Annotated in this window: 15 protein-coding genes; all 15 read right to left on the bottom strand. The window is 61.4% G+C overall.

The window, feature by feature from the left end:
* Positions 1–45: 45 nt before the first annotated feature.
* Positions 46–1458, bottom strand: a complete 1413-nt coding sequence (gene tssA / locus ACT5M9_RS20930) for a type VI secretion system protein TssA (RefSeq protein WP_457979170.1) — start codon at positions 1456–1458, stop codon at positions 46–48.
* A 9-nt stretch (positions 1459–1467) separates the two neighbouring features.
* The gene (vasI, locus tag ACT5M9_RS20925; protein WP_457979171.1) at positions 1468–2070 is read right to left on the bottom strand and encodes a type VI secretion system-associated protein VasI; all 603 of its coding nucleotides are present in this window, start codon (positions 2068–2070) and stop codon (positions 1468–1470) included.
* A complete protein-coding gene (locus ACT5M9_RS20920; RefSeq protein ID WP_457980576.1) occupies positions 2070–3608 on the bottom strand; it encodes a sigma-54 interaction domain-containing protein in 1539 nt (512 codons plus the stop codon). Before ACT5M9_RS20920 ends, vasI begins: the two co-directional genes overlap by 1 nt.
* A 2-nt stretch (positions 3609–3610) precedes the next feature.
* Positions 3611–6265, bottom strand: a complete 2655-nt coding sequence (gene tssH / locus ACT5M9_RS20915; protein ID WP_457979173.1) for a type VI secretion system ATPase TssH — start codon at positions 6263–6265, stop codon at positions 3611–3613.
* A gap of 20 nt (positions 6266–6285) precedes the next feature.
* Positions 6286–7065 carry a type IVB secretion system protein IcmH/DotU gene (gene icmH, locus ACT5M9_RS20910; RefSeq protein WP_457979174.1) on the bottom strand — a complete coding sequence of 260 codons (780 nt, stop codon included), beginning with the start codon at positions 7063–7065 and terminating at the stop codon, positions 6286–6288.
* A gap of 21 nt (positions 7066–7086) precedes the next feature.
* Positions 7087–8421: a type VI secretion system baseplate subunit TssK gene (tssK, locus tag ACT5M9_RS20905; protein ID WP_438549597.1), complete on the bottom strand. Its 1335-nt coding sequence runs from the start codon at positions 8419–8421 to the stop codon at positions 7087–7089.
* 2 nt (positions 8422–8423) lie between these two features.
* The gene (gene tssJ, locus ACT5M9_RS20900; protein ID WP_100861738.1) at positions 8424–8939 is read right to left on the bottom strand and encodes a type VI secretion system lipoprotein TssJ; all 516 of its coding nucleotides are present in this window, start codon (positions 8937–8939) and stop codon (positions 8424–8426) included.
* On the bottom strand, positions 8939–10174 hold the full coding sequence (tagH, locus tag ACT5M9_RS20895) for a type VI secretion system-associated FHA domain protein TagH (protein WP_457979175.1): 1236 nt from the start codon (positions 10172–10174) through the stop codon (positions 8939–8941). The genes tssJ and tagH overlap by 1 nt, the downstream gene beginning before the upstream one ends.
* A gap of 26 nt (positions 10175–10200) precedes the next feature.
* Positions 10201–11199: a type VI secretion system baseplate subunit TssG gene (gene tssG / locus ACT5M9_RS20890; protein ID WP_438549599.1), complete on the bottom strand. Its 999-nt coding sequence runs from the start codon at positions 11197–11199 to the stop codon at positions 10201–10203.
* Entirely contained in the window at positions 11163–12929 is a 1767-nt protein-coding gene (gene tssF, locus ACT5M9_RS20885) for a type VI secretion system baseplate subunit TssF (RefSeq protein ID WP_438549600.1), read from the bottom strand. Before tssF ends, tssG begins: the two co-directional genes overlap by 37 nt.
* Positions 12930–12932: 3 nt before the next feature.
* Positions 12933–13364: a type VI secretion system baseplate subunit TssE gene (gene tssE / locus ACT5M9_RS20880; protein WP_438549601.1), complete on the bottom strand. Its 432-nt coding sequence runs from the start codon at positions 13362–13364 to the stop codon at positions 12933–12935.
* A gap of 6 nt (positions 13365–13370) precedes the next feature.
* A complete protein-coding gene (gene tssC, locus ACT5M9_RS20875; RefSeq protein WP_457979177.1) occupies positions 13371–14849 on the bottom strand; it encodes a type VI secretion system contractile sheath large subunit in 1479 nt (492 codons plus the stop codon).
* Positions 14850–14885: 36 nt separating this feature from the next.
* Positions 14886–15389, bottom strand: a complete 504-nt coding sequence (tssB, locus tag ACT5M9_RS20870) for a type VI secretion system contractile sheath small subunit (protein ID WP_438549603.1) — start codon at positions 15387–15389, stop codon at positions 14886–14888.
* Positions 15390–16051: 662 nt separating this feature from the next.
* Positions 16052–17368: a tetratricopeptide repeat protein gene (locus tag ACT5M9_RS20865; RefSeq protein WP_520395652.1), complete on the bottom strand. Its 1317-nt coding sequence runs from the start codon at positions 17366–17368 to the stop codon at positions 16052–16054.
* Positions 17369–17761: 393 nt separating this feature from the next.
* The gene (locus ACT5M9_RS20860; protein WP_457979180.1) at positions 17762–18082 is read right to left on the bottom strand and encodes a hypothetical protein; all 321 of its coding nucleotides are present in this window, start codon (positions 18080–18082) and stop codon (positions 17762–17764) included.
* Positions 18083–18159: the final 77 nt, after the last annotated feature.

Genomic DNA, 18159 nt, shown 5'->3' with positions numbered 1-18159 from the left:
GTGATCCAACTCCGACTCAGCGACTCATTTCGCCATGCTTGTCATTTACCCAGCAGCCTGCTGTTCCAGGCGACTGACCAATCCGGGTTCCCATTGCGCCAATCCTAGGCGACTCGCCTCTTGCCACAGATGTTGATAATGCTGACGCGCCAGCGCCGCCATGCCCTCTTGCGCCAGCAGCTCCGCCTGTACCAGTTGGGCGTGGAAGCGGGCACGAGGCTCCTGCAACTGCTGCATGCGCTCATCGAGCAGGGAGAGGGCCGCGGTCATGCCCTGCTCCCCATGGCGCTGGGCCACTTCTTCCCCCAGACTCCCGCCCGCCTCCGCCGCACCACGATTCACCGGTTGCAGCCAGCGCTCACATTCGGGGGGCAGGAAGGGACTGCCATCGCTGAAGCCAAGCTCCCGCAGGGCCGGCAGGCGCTGCAAGAAGCCGCCCAGCTCCTCCCTGATGGCCTGAGCAACGGCGCCAAATCCCAGCTTGTCCGCTACCTGGGCCGAGAGGCGATGGCCCTCGAACCAGTAGGGAGCCAGGGTCAGGCTCTGCTCAATGCGCTGCCAGAGCGCAAGATCCGCCGCTCCCAGGGCGGCGCGATATTCATCCACCATGTCTGCCGACATGGGGGCCAGCTGGGTTTTGTTGTCCCGGGCCGCCATGGGGGGGGCCGTGATCCCGGCCCAGATGGCGTGACGGCGCAGGCGATAGCCCACAGCCGCCTCCGGCTGACGCTCGATGAGCAATTCCGCCACCTTGAGCTGGGTCTGGCGCCAGGCGCGGTCGTTGGAACTGTCTATCTCGATGCCCGGCGCCTTGCTGGCGCCGCTCAGCACCATGGCTGCGCCCTGGCTGGTATGGGCAACCGCATTCCCACTGCCCGTCGCCGTGGCCAAGACCCCATCCGCCTCGGCCTGAGCGGCCTGCTGGCGCTGGGCCCGTCTCAGCCCCATCAGCAGCGGATCCAGCAGTTCCCCCTTGTCCGGGCACTGCACCAGCCAGCAGGCGCCGAGCTGCTCAGCCTGAGTCAGCAACTGGGCCAACTCGGCCGCCGAGGCGCTCTCGCAGACCCGCGGCAGCGCCCCCTCGAAGCGTTTGACGATCTGCACCATCAGCCGCTGCTTCTGGCTGGCGTTGCTGGGCCAGGCCAGCAACCAGTAGGCTCGGATCCAGGACTCCAGCAGGCTGAGCGCCGCCCCCATGGGGGTCGCCTTGGCGGGGTGTTGCAGGCAGCGCAGCAGCTGGGCCAGCACCCGCATGTCCTTGGTGCGTGTCTCCAAGAGGCCAAGGCAGGCCTCCGCCACCGCATTGAGATCCACCTGGGCGTGGGCCAGGGAACCGAGCTTGACCAGCTCGGTCTCCACATAGTCCCAGCGTGGCTCGTCCGCCAGGACGGCCCCCTTCATCTGTTCATCCGGCAGGCTGGCGAGCAGGCGGCCACACCAGGGGTGTTGATAGCTCATCAATCCCCCCTACCAACGGCACTGCTGGCGCAGGGGCGCCAGGGCGGTTTTCAGGCCGCTCAAGTCGACCCGCAGCAGGGCGCCGTTGTCGGCCCGCACCTGCAACTCGCGATGACCCAGCCAGCGCTTGAGCTCCTCGATGGCGGGCAGGCCGCGGCCATATTCCAGCAGCAGGCCCTGATCCCGGATAAACCAGCTCTGGGCGCCGGCACTCGGCTGACCATCCAGCTCGATCAGCACCTTCTCCCCGGCCCAGGGGTTGTCCAGTCGCAGCCGGATGTGGGTGATGCTGTCGACACAGCCGATGGAGAGCGTCGCCCCCCGCAGAGCCGGACGGGTCAGGATTTCGCTGCCACGGCTCGGGTCGCTTTGCAGCAGGAAGGGGGGGCTGTCCGGGGTGCGGCTCTGCTCCTGATCCCAGATGGCCTGCCAGGCGGGGGACTTGGTCTCCCCGCTCACTTCGGCGGGCTCGCCCGCGCTGCCGAGGGCGTCATAGCAGGCGAGGCGCACCAAGGGGGAGGCCTCGCGCCGGCACTGCTGCCAACCGGCCATATCCAGCTGGGGAGCGGCGGTACTCGCCAGCAAGAGGGGCAACAGGGTGAGGACGCTCATCAGTTCACCTCCAGCTTCTGGCACTTGTGATCCAGGGTACGCTTGGGAATGTTCAGGCTCTCGGCCACCAGCATGCGATTGCCCTGGAAGTAGCGCAGCCGCGCCTCGATGACGGAGGCCTCGTACAGCTGCATGGCCCGGCGCAGGTCGCGTATGTGGTTGTAATTGTCCATCGAGCTGGGCAGCTCCACGCAGACCCGCTCCCGTAGCTCGGGAGGCAGCGCCTCCAGCACCACCTCTTCCCCGTGGCGGGTGTGGGCGCAGGCCACCTCCAGCAGGTTGCGCAGTTCGCGCACGTTGCCGGGGAAGTCGTAGCTCTGCAGTTGCTTCTGGAACTGGCGGTGCAGGCCGCCGAGGGCCTTGCCATCCTGCTCGGCAAACTGGGCCATGAAGTGCTGGCACAGCATGGGCACGTCGTCCATGTGCTCGCGCAGCGGGGCGATGAGCAGCAGGCACTGGCAGAGGCGGTGATAGAGGTCGGCCCGGAACTGGCCATCCTCCACCTGACGGGTGAGGGGCTGATGGGTAGCGGCGATGAGGCGAAAATCGGAGTGGAGCTCCTGCTCGGCCCCGAGGGGCCGGTAGCTGCGGGTCTCCAGCACCCGCAGCAGTTTGGCCTGCATGGCGGCGGGCATGTCCCCCACCTCGTCCAGGAACAGGGTGCCACCGTTGGCCTGGGCCACCAGCCCGGCCTTGTTGCTGAGCGCGCCGGAGAAGGCCCCCTTCTGGTAGCCAAACAGCTCGCTCTCGATGAGATTCTCCGGGATGGCGGCGCAGTTGATGGCCACGAACGGCTTGCCAGCGCGATCCGAGCATTGGTGCACCAGGCGGGCGACCACCTCCTTGCCGCTGCCGGTCTCCCCCTGAATGAGCACGGTCAGCTTGTGCTGAGCCGCCTGATGGACCTGCTCGCGCAGCCCGCAGATCACCGCGGATTGACCCACCAACTGGTCAGCCAGCAGCTTCTCGTGCTGCTTCTTGACCTGATCTTCCCCTTTTATCTGGCGAAGAGAGTCTCTCAGCACGCTCTGATCCCGGCGGCTGCGCCCCAGATCCCGGATGAGGGTGAGCTGGTTGCAAAACACCTGAGAGAGCTGGGCCAGCTCGGGGCCGTCGGTCCACTCCTGCAACTGCTCGGCGCTGTCCATCATGGCCAGCACGGCGAACGGCTTGCCGTTGCCATCCAGCAGGGGGAAGGCGTGCAGGCCGCACTGCTGGCCGAGGTTGGAGAGCAGGGCGCGAAACTCCTTGTGCTCGATGCGCGCCCCCCCGTGCAGGGAGTCCCAGGTGCGGGACTGGGCCTTGTGCAGCACATAGGCAAGGGGGTGGGAGAAGTCATCCACCGCCAGGGAGAGGCTCACCGCCTGCTCCTTGACCCAACCGCTGCACGCCAGCTGGCGACCGCTCACCTCCAGCATGCCGAGCAGCATGCCCTTCGGCTGGAAGCTCGCGTGCAGCACCTGTGACCACCATTGGCACAGGTGCGGCTCGTCGCGCTGCTCGGTCAGCTCGAGGGCAAAGGCGAGGGCTTGCTCCATACTCAAGCCCCCACCTCGGCCACGAACTGCTGATCCGCCACATAGAAGCGCACCCGGTTGATGGGCTCACCGACAGCCAGGCGCTGCAGCAGTTGCAGGGAGACCGGCGGCAGCAGGGCACCGTCGATGACGGATTCCAGCATGCGGGCCCCGTTCTCGCTGCGATTGGCGCGGCGCAGTATCTCTTCGGCCACCTCGGAATCCAGCTCCACCTCGGCGCCGAAGCGCTCCTTGAGCAGCTTGACCAGACGGTTGAGCTTGCCGCCCACGATCTGCACGAGCGTCTCGTGACCGAGCGGCAGATAGGGGATCACCTCCATGCGCGCCAGCAGCGCCGGCTTGAAGAAGGCGGCGAGCTCGGGGTAGAGCGCATCCAGCAGGACGTCCGGCTGCTCGGCGTGATCGACGATTGTCTGGAAGCCCAGGTTGGAGGTGAGGAAGAAGACCACATTCTTGCAGTCGATAATGCGCCCCTCCCCGTCCGCCAGCTCGCCCTTGTCGAACGCCTGGTAGAAGAGGTTGAGCACATCCGGGTGGGCCTTCTCCACCTCATCCAGCAGCACCACGGAATAGGGCTTCTGGCGAATAGCCTCGGTCAGCACGCCACCCTCGCCAAAGCCCACGTAACCGGGGGGCGAGCCGATGAGGCGCGAGACGGTGTGCTTCTCCTGATACTCTGACATGTTGATGGTGGTGAGGTACTGGCGACCGCCGAACATCAGCTCGGCGATCTGCAGCACGGTTTCTGTCTTGCCGACCCCGCTCGGCCCCACCAGCAGGAAGGCACCGAGGGGGCGACCCGGGCGGCGCAAGTCGGCGCGGGCGGTCAGCAGATGTTTGTGCAGATGGGCCACAGCCACATCCTGCCCCTTGATGAGATCCCCCAGGTACTCAGGCAACCGGGTGACCACGTCGAGCTCCCCCTGGGAGATCCGATTGAGCGGCACCCCGGTCCACTCGGCGATCACCGCCGCGATCTGGGTCTTGTCCACGTGGGCGGAAACCAGCACGGACTCCTGTTGCAGGTCGGCAAGTTCAGCCTCGAGCGCCGCCAGCTGCTCGGCGGCGGCTTGCGGGTCCAAGGGCGCATCCGCCAGATCCAGCGCCTCTCTTCTTAACAACTCATCCTGTTCGTCTGCCAGCAGGGCGGCGCGCAGGGCCACTATCTGCTGCACCAGCCCCTGCTGTTGCTGCCAACTGGCCTCCTGCTCCACCAGGGCCTCACGGCTGGCAGACTGGGCGGCCTGCAACTCGGCGAGACGCTCCTCGTTGTCACCCAGGCCAATGAGGCGCTGACGCTCCAGCTGGCGGATCTCCAGCTCACGCTGGCGCAGCTCGTTTTGCAGGTGGCTGACGGCGCGCGGCGGCGTGGTGAGGTTGATGGCCACCCGGGCACAGGCGGTGTCCAGCACGTCGATGGCCTTGTCCGGCAGCTGGCGACCCGAGATGTAACGGGCGGAGAGCTGGGCGGCGGCTTGCAGCGCCTCCTCGTCGATGAGCACCCCGTGGGCCCGCTCATAGATGCTGCGCAGACCCCGCAGGATGACGGTGGCCTCCTCGGCATTGGGTTCCCCCACCTTCACCAGCTGGAAGCGGCGGGACAGGGCCGCGTCTTTTTCCACGTATTTCTTGTACTCGCCCCAGGTGGTGGCGGCGATAGTGCGCAGCTCACCCCGGGCCAGGGCGGGTTTGATCAGGTTGGAGACATCCAGACCACCGGCCTGGTTGCCAGCACCGATCAGGGTATGGGCCTCGTCGATGAAGAGGATGACGGGGCGCACCGCGTCCTTGACCTCCTGCATCACTCCCTTGAAGCGCTTCTCGAACTCCCCCTTGACCGAGGCCCCGGCCTGCATGGCACCGAGATCCAGCGTCATCAGCTCCACTTCACGCAATTTTTCAGGCACCTGACCCGCCACCATACGCAGGGCCAGTCCCTCGATGAGGGCGCTCTTGCCCACACCGGCCTCCCCCACGACGATGGGGTTGTTCTTGCGGCGACGAGAGAGGATGTCGATCATCAGATCGATCTCGTGATCCCGGCAGAGCACGGGATCCAGGGTGCCCTGACGGGCCTGCTCAGTCACGTTGACGGTGAAGCGGGCCAGCAGGCTGGCATCTGCAGGCAGGGCCGCCCCGGTTGCACCTTGGGCGGCGTTGCCGTTGCTGGAAACGGTCACTTGCGTCTCGGCCGATTCCTTCACCCACTCATCGAACTGCTGGCGCAGCAGCTCCCGATTGACGTTGGCCAGGAGGCGAGTCACAGAGCCAGGCAGGTAGCGCTGGGGGGTCATCAGGAGTACCAGCAGCATGACGCCGCTGCGCAGTTGGCCGTGCTGCAGCTCGGCGGAGGCCAGCAGCCAGCTGTCTTGCAGCCACTCCACCAGAAGCGGCGAGAAGGAAGGATAACCCTGCCCATAGCTGCTGTCGGCGGATGAGGGTTGCAGCAGGGTACGCAGCTCTTCCACCTCCACCTCGGCCCGTTTGAGGATCTGGCGCACGTCGGACAGCGGGGTGTCCAGCATCTTCAGCAGCAGGTGCTCGATGCGGATCTCGGCCCCCTGGTGGTTGACGCAGAGGGCCGCAGCCTCCTCCAGCATGTGACGACAGATGGGATTGAGTCTTTCCACCAGTACCGGTAGCTCTATACGAATCAAGGCGTGCTCTCCTCAGGATATTATTTTAGTAATTCGCCCAGTTGACGCAGAACGTCCTGGGTCTGGTTATTGAGTTGGTGGTGATAGAGGCCAAAGATGATGGCCAGGATCAGGGCCCCGCCCATGAACAGGCTGCGCAGGGAAACCTGCTTGCGCAGCTGATAGCGGGAGGCCTGCTGACCGAGGTCCAGGTGAAACACGCTGGGCGCCTCACCGCTCGCCTCGGGGGACAACTGTTTGTGCAGCTGTCTGACGATGCGCTCGAACTCCCCCTGCCCCTTGCTCATCACCTTGTAGCGCCCCTCGAAACCGAGGCACAGGCACAGGTAGATGAACTCCAGGATGTCCCGATAGCGCACCGGGTCTTCCTGCAGGCGAGCGAGCAGCACGAACACCTTCTCCCCGCCCCAGGTCTCGTTGTGGAAGCGGGTCAACAGTGAGTGCTCAGACCATTCGCTCTGGCTGCCCCAATCGCGGCCCATCACGGCCTCGTCGATGAAGGTGCAGAGGATGTAGCGAAACGAGAGCACGACGCCGTTCTCGTAGCCCTGGGCCATCAGCTCCTGCTCGATGGCCTGGATCTCGGTCACCACCCGCTGGTAGAGCTCGGGCACCCGGTCGTAGCGCGACAGCAGGCGCACCCGCTGCACCAGGCCGAGCAAGGGGGTCACGGCGTCGATCATGGGATTGATGCTCTGGCCCCGCAGGCGGAACCAGTAGTCCGAGTCCATGTCCAGCTGCTCGGCATGATCGAACAGCAGGTCGCTGAGTTGCTCGTTCTTGAGAATGTCCGTGGTCATCTGTGCTTATTCCTTGTGGGATCACTGGCTGCGAATGGCCCAGAGCTGCATGTCGAGCTCCGGGAAGTCGCCGGCGATGTGGAAGGCGAGCGTGTTGCCCACCGCCAGCATCTGCCAGGCCGGGCTCTGCCTGTCGAGCTGGAAGTAGCTGTAACCGGCGTGATAAGGCAGCTGGCGCGGAGCCACCGGCAGCGGCAGCAGCGGGATGCCGGGCAGTTGCAGGCTGATGAGCTCGCGGATCTTGTCGCTCGACGCCACCTTGGTCTGTTGCAGCAATTGCTTGCGCAGCTGCTCCTGGGGCATGCGGGCACGCACCGCCAGCACGAAGTCGGCGCTTTGCATCAGCTCGCTCTCCCCCACCACGGCCACCATGACACCGTACTGGTGTTTGCGCAGCTGGATGGAGACGGCCCGCGGCGACAGCACAGTGCTGAGGGCCTGACGCAGGGCCAGCATCACGGGTTCGAAGCTCTGCTGCTGATCGTCGTGCCGATAGGCCGCAAACTCCGGGGGCAAACGGGACTCGTCGGTGAAGGTCATCAGTTCGCCGCAGATCTGCACCAGGGCCTCGTGCAGCCGCTCCGGGTGCAAAGTGCCGAGGCGCGCGAGATGGGCGAGCTGGGGCTGGGCCCGGTTGAGCAGTTGCAGCATCATGAACTCCGCCACGTCGGCAACCCCCTGCTGCCCCGGCGCCGCGATGCGCTGGGAGAGGCTGCGGGCCCGCTCGGCCACGAGGCCGGCGGACTCGCCAAGGAAGCGTTTCAGAGTCGGGATCGCGGAGACGCTGATGCTGCAGGGCATGAAGTTGGGATCCAGCACCAAGCCGCCGTCCGGGCGCTTGTCCAGGATGCGGGCGATGGCCAGCGACGCGTAGGCGCTGCGATCGTCGCGCTCCAACATCAGCCGCAGGCTGACCCGGCCCACCTCGAGGGAGACCACGTCCCCCCCTTCGCTGTGCAGGTCTCGCACATCATGACGATGGGCCTGCAGCCGGGTGGCCACCTGGCCCCCCTGATTGACCTCATTGACCCCGCTCACCGAGAGGGGCAGCGCCAGATAGACCTTCTGGTTCGCCACCGAGGCATCGGTGATCTCCAGCGGGGTCGGCAGCACATCGTCGTTCGGAATGTTGAAGACGGTGCCGTCCGGCAGTATGCCGGTGGCCCCCACCAGGGCGATGCGGCCAAAGCCGAGGTAGTCCTCGTTGATGGCGAGGGACTGGAGCCCGTAGAAATAGTCGGACAGCGCGCTCAGCCGAGCGTGCAGTGCGTAATCCGAATGCCTTTGCTGTTGCTGGAAGTGCTGGGGCTTGATGAAGAGCCCCTCACGCCAGATAACCCGATTTCGACTCGACATGGTTATTCTTCTTCTTGTTGTAGTTCCACTTCATCCAGACGCAGATGAACCAGAATTTGATAGGCACTGCCCGTGCTCTTGACCTTGATGACCTTGCGCCATTCGGCGCTGTCCGGATCGGCGTAGCGGGCGATCACCCCGATGTAACGGGTCTTCTCGTCGAGCTTGATGGGAGGCAGATACTTGAACTGTCCCGGCAGCAAGGTGTAGTCCTGATGGTCCAGGTAGTTCTTGCCGAGCGCCTTCTCCACATCCTCGGTCACCTGGTCGTAGTCGGTGGCGAGCAGCTTGGAGTCTTCCGCCAGCAACAGCACCTGGAACTCGACGGGGGCCGCCTCCCCGCTCTCGTTGGGGTTGACGTCCGGCTCCGCCACCAGGCTCAGGCCCAGGGTGGAGGGCTGATCATCCTTGCTGCCCACCTGGATGTCCGGGTTCATGGCCACGTCGGCCATCTTGCCCATGGTGGTACAACCCGCCAGGGCCAGCAGAGCAGCCCCCAGCATCAGCGCACGTGTCATCAGATCAGTCCCTGTTGCTGACGCACGGCCTGGTCATAGGCCTGGGCATACACCTGATGGAACAGCTTGTCGAAGCCCTGCTGGCGAGCAGACGTCAGCTCGCGGTAGTAGTGCTGGTACATGTTCCAGGCCCAGCCCTCGTCCGCGGCCCCCGGGGTACCGGTGCGGCGGTAGTGCTCGAAACGGCCGACCAGGGCATCCGGCGAGAAGGCTTGCAAGATGCTGTCGAGGGCCGCACCGATGGCCTGCTGGTTCGCCACATGGTGGATACGCACGTTGCGCAGGCTCTCGGCCACCGCCGCCGGCGCGGTCAGATGCACCGGGCTCTTCTGCTCGGCGAACATCACCGCCAGGGTCTCGTCATAGCCGAGCCCCAGGCGCAAGGGGTTGTCCTCGATGGGGCGCAGGTGCTTGTCCGCCAGCGCCGCCTGATCGCTTTGCAGCTGCAGCAAGCCTTCCACCATGGCGCGCACCGTCTTGCCCATCTCTTCGAGCATGTCGTGGGCCTGCTGGGTGTCCTGCATCTGCAGCGGCTGACCCAGGCCGCGCATCAGCGGAGTCAGGGCGACGTGATCGACCCCTTCCAGTGGTGGCAGGTAATCCGGGTGATTCTCGATGGCGGGCATATCCAGAAATTCTTGGTTCATGGTGTTCTCGATGGCAGAAAAGGGGGACAGGGACGGATGTTCCATATCCGGTTGTGAGGGGAATTCGGCCTGGCGATTGGGATCCACCAGGGGAGTCAGCGCGGATCGCTCGTGCTGCAGCGCCAACAGGGGATCGAGCGCCAGGGCTTGGGGATCCTCCTCGCGGACGGCAGGTTCGTCACTCGTCAGCCACTCGTCCAGCTGCTCGGTGGGGCGGTTGCCCAGCACCTGCTGCAGGCTCTGCTCCGGCGTGATGGCGCCGAGATAGGCCTTGAGCCGGAATGGGCCGACGACGAGCTCGTCCCCCTGCTCCAGATGTACCTTGCGCGAGCGCCCTATGGGGGAAGTCGCGCCATTGATGTAGGTCTGGCCGCTCAGATCGCACAGGCAGAAGCGACCGTCCTGCAGCTCGATTCGGGCATGAGCCGGCATGACGGCCCCCAGTCGGTCCCGCAGATGCCAGTCATCCTGCTCGGAGGCGCCAAGGGTTCCCCCCATCTCGCCGAAGCCGTATTGCACCTGCTGGTTGCCATCGAGCTGCTCGCTGTTGAGCACCACCAGGGAAAGTTGCTGGTTTAGGTCGTTCACATTCACTCCTGCTCTCATTCCTGCACCTATTCCTGAACACAAATGGTCACAAACGGGTCACTCGGCGGCGCGCCGAGGAAGCTACTCCACCCCAGCCGTGCACTCTGCTCCTCCCCGAGCCTCAACCCCCTGGCCTGCTCCTGGCCGAAGCCAAGGCGCAGATCCCAGGCCAGCTGGTCACGCAGGATGAAGGAGACGAAGGTCACCAGGGCGTGGAAGTGCTCCCCGTTCGGGAGAAACCCGAGAAACTGCCCAAAACTCAGGTTGTTGATCTTCAATAGAAACTTGCCGGCGCAGTCATTGACCTTGTCGCCGATGACGAAATCCCCTCCCAGAGTGGCGCAGGCGCGGCCCAGCCTGTTTTGCTGATCCTGATGGATGGGTACCCGACGCCACTGCCAGGCGCTCACCTCCACTTCCGCCAGATCGAAGCAGTGAGCCACCAGGCCCGCCACCACCTCGGGGGAGCGGCTGGGGCTGGCCAGCAGCCCCGCATAAGAGAGCATCTTGGCCCGGTTGACCGGCAGGCTGCGGCAGACCGCCTCATTGCCGAGCCCCACCAGGGCGAACATCAGGCGGGAGAAGCCATCCTCGCCGTTGTCCTGGAAGCGCACGTGATAGCGATATTTGCGCCAGATCCGGTGCAGCAGGGTCAGCAGTCTGTGATGGAAGAAATCCAGGAAGAGGCCGAGCTTCTGCTCCCCTTGCGCGTACTCCCAGGCCAGGGAATCGAGGTAGTAACCCGGCATGGGGGACTGGCTGCCGTGCAGGCCGAGGAAGGCCACCTCCAGCTCGTGACGTCCCTTGTCATCTCGGCCAATCTGCAGCACGTCGCTGGTAGGAAAGCCCAGGGAGGCGGTCGCCTTGAAGCGGATCCCCTCGTCACTGGGCAGATAGTCAAGCCCCCGCTCCTGATCGGCGCCATCCAGCCGGTTGAGCAGCTCAACCAGCTGGAAGAAGTTGAAACGGGGCGCCTCCTTGGCGGCGCTCACATCAGGGAGTGTTGACCGATCTGGACTGGCCACTGATAACGCTCCTTGTTGTCGAGATTGACCACCTCAAGCAGGTGGAAGGCATTGACGCTGGCATACAGCGAGAAGAAGTGGGCCAGCACTGTACTGAACAGGTAGAGCTCCCCCTCGCTGCCGAAGGCGGATTGACGGACATGCAGCACGGATTTGAGCCCCCGCACCGGCATGCCACGCACCAGGCGGTCCACCGGCGTGGTCTCAATCTGCTCTATCCCCCCTAGCCGCTTGCGCGAGGCCTGCTCCGCCTGCTTGTCGTGCAGGGCCGGGAAGTCGTAGGTGCGCAGCACCTGCACCAGGGCATCCCGGCGCAGCAAGGAGACATAGTTCAGGGACAGGTTGGAGATAAGCGTCCAGTGCAGGCTGCCGTCGAGGGCCGGGCGCAGCGGCCGGGTCGGCCGGATCAGGTTGCGGAAGGTGGCAAACGAGGGAGAGCTGCCGGTCGGCACGCAGATGTTGCCCACCTTGAGGGTGGCGGCCCGGGAGCGGTTGGTGCAGGTCAGGGTGACGGAGATGGATTCATCCAGTTCCACTGTCGTGGTTTCGTCCCCACGCACGAAGGAGAGGCTGTGCTCGAAGCCGTCACCGCTCACCGATTCGCGCACCCGCACCCGGTAGTAGAGCGCCAGCCGCTGCTTGGCTCTCTCTATCTGGTGCTGGAAGCTCTCGAACGGTTGATAGATGCGCGGCGTGCCGCGGGAGCGGCCGAGGTTGCCCTCCACCCAGCCTTCCACCTCGTCCACCGAGAAGATCTCGAAACTGTCCGCGTGGCGATAGCTCGCCTTGAGGGGGTATTCCGCCTGACGGCCGTTGAGGTTGACCGGCTCGCTGTCGTGCTGGAACAGGTTGATGGCCGGCACGCAGTTGAGCATGAAGGAATCGGGCCGGATCTTGAGCTCCGCGGGCAGCGGCTTGTCGAAACAAAAATGGATCTTGAACTCGCTGACCGGCAGGGGCTGCCGGGGCCAATCGCCCCGGGAGAGCTCGAAGAAGAGGAAGCTTTCCGGGAAGCAGAAATACTCCTGCAGTATGCGATAGCCGGAGTAGACATTGTTCGGATAGGGCAAGAGCGCATCGTCGCGCTCGAAGCCGATGGGCTTGAGGGCCTTGGCCTCCTGACGGAAGCGCTTGCCGTCTATCTCCAGCTCAATGTGGGAGAGCTGGTTGGAGAGCCAGAAGTAGAGTTCGTAGGCGGTATAGCTGTCCCCGCCGAGGTAGAAGCGCAGCTTGTCGAGCTGCAACTCATCGAGGGGCAAGGGGGCATGCAGGGCGATATCCAGGGAAATGGTGGAGAGATCGTTGCCGCTCTGGGCCGCGATATGACGGATATCGGCCGGGTAGATCCAAGCGTCATGGCTGGTCTGGAAGTGACAGGTCACCTCGTCGATGGGTAGGCTGTCGAGCTGACAGCCCTGCTTGACCAGCGCCGGTTGAGTGATGGCCCCGGGGATGACCGAGAACTGCATGATGGTCATGCTGGGCACGGGGCGCAGATAGTTAGGCCAGAGCATATTGAGCAGACCGTGGGTCAGCTCGGGGAACTCGTCCTCTATCTTGGCGCGCAGGTTGCCGGTGAGGAACGCGAAGCCTTCCAGCAGGCGTTCCACGTCCGGATCCGTGTTTTGCTCGGACAAGAAACGGGTGAGTTCGGGATAGGCATCGGCAAATTCGCGCCCTTGCAGGCGCAAAAATGCCAGTTCATCCCTGAAGTAATGTTCCAGCGACATTGATCAGACCATGCGGTAGTGACGGTGACTGTCCAGGTGGACGTTGAACGAGGTAACCTGTTCGATGTGCTCAAGCCTCACATGGGCCGTCACCTGAAACGACATCTCGAGCGGATCCGCCTGATAGTCGGGTGAACGCACTTCCACGTGAACGATCCGCGGTTCATACCGACGGATGCATTGCCGGATCGCCTCACGGATCCGCCCCTTGATGTCCGCACTGCCCTGGGTGGCGTCATTGAGATCGACGACGCCAAGCTCGGGGGCACTGCGGCAATTACCGGGACGGGTGTTGAGGATCTGGTCGAGCTGCCGTTTGACAGACTCGACCAGATCATCCACTTCCGAGCGGGGGGAAGGATGAAGCCCCTCCCCCCGGATCCTGTCAAACAGGCTGGCCGCATTTCCTCTATCCCAGGAAGAGAGAGACGGCATCGGCCATTATTCCTTGTCCAGACGACCCACCAGAGACAGCTCGAAGCTGGCCCCCATGTACTTGAAGTGCGGGCGCACGGCCATGGCGACCTGATACCAGCCCGGTTCCCCTTCCACGTCCAGCACCTTGATCTGGGCGGCACGCAGCGGACGGCGGCTACGCACGTCTGCCGGCGGGTTCTCCTGATCGGCCACGTACTGCTTGATCCAGCCGTTCAGCTCACGCTCCAGATCCTGACGCTCCTTCCAGGAGCCGATCTGCTCGCGCTGCAGCACCTTGATGTAGTGTGCCAGGCGATTGATGATGAACATGTAGGGCAGCTGGGTACCCAGCTTGTAGTTGGTTTCCGCTTCCTTGCCTTCCTTGGTGTTCGGGAACACCTTGGGCTTTTGCACCGAGTTGGCGGAGAAGAAGGCGGCGTTGTCGCTGTCTTTGCGCATGGTCAGGGTGATGAAGCCCTCTTCGGACAGCTCGTACTCGCGACGGTCGGTGATGAGCACCTCGGTCGGGATCTTCGCCTGCAGCTGGCCCATGGCCTCGTACACATGCACAGGCAGATCGTGAATGGCGCCGCCGCTCTGCGGGCCTATGATGTTCGGGCACCAGCGGTACTTGGCGAAGCTGTCGGTCAGGGAGGTACCCATCAGATAGGCGGTGTTGCCCCACAGGTAGTGGTCGTGATCCGAACTGATGTCTTCCTGATAGTTGAAGCCCTTGATGGGATTCTCGGTCGGATCATAGGGCAGGCGCGCCAGGAAGCGCGGTGCGGTCAGCCCCAGATAACGGGCATCTTCCGATTCGCGCAGGGAACGCCACTTGGTGTAGGCCGGGCCTTCGAACACCGACTTGAGATCCTTGATGGACGGCAGATCGGTGAAGCTGTCCACACCGAAGAAGGCCGGTGCGACGGAGGAGATGAAGGGGGCATGAGCCATGGCTCCCACCGCGCTCACATACTGCATCAGCTTGATGTCGGGGGAGCTGTGGGTGAAGGCGTAGTCACCGATCACGGCACCGATGGGTTGACCACCGAATTGGCCATAACCCGTGGAATAGACGTGTTTGTAGAGGCCTGACTGGGTGATCTCGGGTGAGAACTCGAAATCTTCCAGCAGCTCTTCCTTGGTCGCATGCAGCACCTGGATCTTGATGTTCTCGCGAAAATCGGTGCGATCCACCAAGAGCTTGAGAGAACGCCAGGAGGACTCCAGCTCCTGCACTTCCTTGGCGTGCAGAATCACGTCCATCTGCTTGCTCAGCTTCTTGTCGAGCTCGACAATCATGCTGTCCACCAGCGCCTTGTTGACCGGATCAGTGGTGGTTCCGCTGTCCAGAATGTTGGCGATCAGGGCGGCAACCCCCTGCTTGGCAACGCTGTAACCCTCGTCTACCGGGGTGATGCGGGCCTGCGCCATGATTTCGTCCAGCAAGGACGAGGAGGCAACATTCGCCCCCGCTTGAACCTGTTCTTCGACCTGAGACATATTTTTTCCTTATCAATCAGTCAATAAATCTGCAGATCACTCGGCAGGCTTGATCAGATCCAGCTCCTTGAGCAGTTGCTCGCGAGCCTCGTCACTGGACAGCAGATCCTGCAAACGATTGCGGAAGGACGGGATATTTCCCAAGGGTCCTTTCAGGGCAACCAGGGCCTCACGCAGTTCCAGCAGCTTGCGCAGCTCGGGAACCTGCTGGGCAACGCTGTCGGGGGTGAAGTCTTCCAGGGACTGGATCTTGATCGACACCGGCAAGTCGTCCTGGCTGTTCTCTTCCAGGCGATTGGGAACGGAGAACTTCAGTTCCAGTGCAGATTCTTTCATGACAGAGGAAAAATTATTCTTGTCGATGGAGACGGTCTGACGCTCCTCGATGGGGGTCTCTTCCGTACGTCCTTTCATATTGCCAATAACCATCATGGTCAACGGAAGTTCTATTTCCGCCTGTTGGCCACCGGTTGCCGGCACATATTTGATATTAATACGCTCTTTAGGCGCAACAGTGGCGCCATCAATTCCTTTTCCCATGCTCTAAATACCAAGTTAAGGATCCATGAAGACCCTAAAGCTTATAGCCAACGCTTCTACCGGCAACTGTAAAAAATGACAGTTGACGAGCTCTGGAGGGAACTCGATAGAAAAACGCCAGCCGACGATGCATTTTTGATATGTGCCAAGCCAGTGCCTGGATAATCAAAAACACAATATGCATCTTGTTACTTAATACAACCCGATTTGCCTCTGCTCTTTGTCAGAGGTCATGCTGGCTTAAGAGCCATTTGCGACAAATGGTATATTTGTGATTCTACTGACGTCAATACAAAAATATTTAAAAAGCACTACATTACTATCTTTAATAAAATAAAACACAACAAAATCAACAACATAAAATCAAACCAACACTGGGTGAGAAATGTCTGAAACTGGATTTCTCTGCAGTAACAATGATGCTAGGTGTGCAAAAGATTAATGAATTTGTCATCAAGCCGGTGGAAAAGCATTAATACTTGGCAACTGAGTGATGATACCAGAAAACTGATGGTACCCTTCTCACGAGAAACAGTCATATAAGATGCACGATAAAATACCCCCATAAAGCGCAAAAAAATATCCCATGGCATTCATCATCATGCCATGGGATTTTTCCATCTAATATGAACTCTAACAGTGTTTAATCATCTTGCAGAGCACTAGGTATTGTCCTGCATCTTCTCCGATAGTTGACCCTTCTCCAGCTTGATAAACCAGTGCTGTGCCAGTTTTTGGCCGGAGGCTTTCTCCTGCTTGGTCATCCCTTTTTCCAGCTCATTACCTGCATCGGTCGCATCCTTGTTCCCGTCGGTCGCGGCGAGCAGATACCATGCATAAGCATGCAAGCGGTTGCGAGGCGCCCCCCAGCCTCGCTCACGCATGGTGCCCATGCGATATTGTGCCTGCCGGTGATTGGCGTTGGCCGCCAGCCGATACTGCTTGAGAGCCTGAACATAGTCCGCCTCCCCGCCCAGTCCCAGCCGCAGCATCTCGCCATAGGCATAGTGGGCCTCGACATTGCCCTGCCGCGCCGCCGAGGCGAGGCTCTGGCGTGCCGCTACCAGCTCACCCCGTCCCTGCTGCAATGTGGCCAGCTCGAGTTGTGCCTGGCTCACCCCGCCTTTGGCCGCCAGTGTCAACCAGTGCTCTCGCGCTGCCGGATCGCTCTGCTGCAGGCTCAGCTGATATTCAGCCTTGTGAGAGCCATGGCTCGCAGCCAGCTCCAACCAGTAACGACCGAGCGCGAGATCCTGAGGCACCACCTCCCCCACCAGATAGGCTTGTCCCAACCACAGCTGGGCTTGGGGAGCACCGGCATCGGCGGCGCGTTGATACAGGGGCAGAGCCTCGGTACCACTCGCCCGGCTGGCCAGGATCAGCAAAGCATCCGGTTGTTGCTGGGCAGCAGCCTTCTCATACCAGCGCCGGGCGAGATCGGGGCGCTTGGCGACTCCCTTTCCTTGCTCATAGCGCAGGCCGAGCCGATATTGCGCCTCGCGGTTACCCTGCTCGGCCGCCTTCTCCAGCCACTCGATGGCATCGGCGTCGGCACCGGGCTGCTTGGCATACCACTCTCCCAACACCAGCTGAGCATCCGCATGATCGCGTTTGGCCGCCTGCTCGAACCAGTCGAGACACTCATCGGCCAACTTGCCCCGATGTTGCTGCCGGCACGCCAACCCCAGCTGATAGCTGGCATCCGCATTACCCAGCTTGGCCGAGCGCTGCCACCAGTCATGGGCCAGCTTTGGATTCTTGGGCTCACCGAGGCCAGCCTGATACCAGCTCCCCACCTGCAGCGCGGCCTTGCCTCGTACATCCGCATCTGCCGCCAGCGGTCCTGCTTGGTCCGCAGCCTGCTTCATCCAGCGCATCGCCTCGGGATAATCCGGTTTGGCCGCCAAGCGATTGGCCAGTTCATACTGCGCCTTGCCCTGACCCTGCTGGGCTGCTTGCTGGAGATCCTGTTCTGTCATGGGAGCCGTGGCACAACCAACCAGCCAGCTTGCAGAAATTATCAACCAGATAAATGTTCTATTCATCTATATATCTTTATATTTAAATCGATAGAAAGGAGCATTGTTTTTGTATAAACATTGCCATTAAAAAGCTACTTTCAGCCGATGCCAGCACAGCTAGCGACTACTGCTATCTGGCTGCACCAGTGCTGTTACCTTCCCCTACAGGTTGTAACCACAGAAATAATAAGATAACGCTACAATTACATCCTGCCTTTTCTTGATTTAAGATTGACATTGTGAAAACCTACTACATAAAGCGTATATTACACCTACACTGAATCATCACTGCACTTTCCATTGATGAACCTAATTTTTATAAAACCACCAAAACCTATAAAACAAAAAAATTTATGACCATCTACCATAATCTGCGTATTTTAAACAAACCATTACTTCATCCTCAGTAATAACATTTACTGCGACTAGCTTGTCTGCAAGTGCATCTATAACTTCAAAGTCTTCAACGCACCCACTTTCACTTGCAACAGTTGAAAAGAAACCTTCCAGAAGGTCATTCTTATTATTACCGTTAACTAAAGACAGTGCAGAATTCAAAAGAGCAGTTTTAGCTGATAAGCTATCGGCAGAGTTGCATTCTGGTTCATAGAGAGAATTTTTAATTTTTTGCCATTTTTCATTTAACATGATCTCTTCATTTGATGACTTCATATGCTTCCCTCGGAATGAAACGAAAAATCAGGACCTATCTATTTTTTGCATAAGCAAACCCAGGCAATTATAATTTA

This window comes from Aeromonas sp. AE23HZ002T15, from assembly GCF_054165525.2.
This window is presented reverse-complemented; position numbering and strand designations above follow the sequence as displayed.

Bases quoted from the DNA above. Each gene is read 5' to 3' on its own strand.
- tssB (WP_438549603.1), bottom strand. From the start codon at position 15,389: ATGGGAAAAGGAATTGATGGCGCCACTGTTGCGCCTAAAGAGCGTATT.
- tssA (WP_457979170.1), bottom strand. From the start codon at position 1,458: ATGAGCTATCAACACCCCTGGTGTGGCCGCCTGCTCGCCAGCCTGCCG.
- tssJ (WP_100861738.1), bottom strand. From the start codon at position 8,939: ATGACACGTGCGCTGATGCTGGGGGCTGCTCTGCTGGCCCTGGCGGGT.
- vasI (WP_457979171.1), bottom strand. From the start codon at position 2,070: ATGAGCGTCCTCACCCTGTTGCCCCTCTTGCTGGCGAGTACCGCCGCT.
- ACT5M9_RS20920 (WP_457980576.1), bottom strand. From the start codon at position 3,608: ATGGAGCAAGCCCTCGCCTTTGCCCTCGAGCTGACCGAGCAGCGCGAC.
- ACT5M9_RS20860 (WP_457979180.1), bottom strand. From the start codon at position 18,082: ATGAAGTCATCAAATGAAGAGATCATGTTAAATGAAAAATGGCAAAAA.
- tssK (WP_438549597.1), bottom strand. From the start codon at position 8,421: ATGTCGAGTCGAAATCGGGTTATCTGGCGTGAGGGGCTCTTCATCAAG.
- icmH (WP_457979174.1), bottom strand. From the start codon at position 7,065: ATGACCACGGACATTCTCAAGAACGAGCAACTCAGCGACCTGCTGTTC.
- ACT5M9_RS20865 (WP_520395652.1), bottom strand. From the start codon at position 17,368: ATGACAGAACAGGATCTCCAGCAAGCAGCCCAGCAGGGTCAGGGCAAG.
- tssF (WP_438549600.1), bottom strand. From the start codon at position 12,929: ATGTCGCTGGAACATTACTTCAGGGATGAACTGGCATTTTTGCGCCTG.
- tssE (WP_438549601.1), bottom strand. From the start codon at position 13,364: ATGCCGTCTCTCTCTTCCTGGGATAGAGGAAATGCGGCCAGCCTGTTT.
- tssC (WP_457979177.1), bottom strand. From the start codon at position 14,849: ATGTCTCAGGTCGAAGAACAGGTTCAAGCGGGGGCGAATGTTGCCTCC.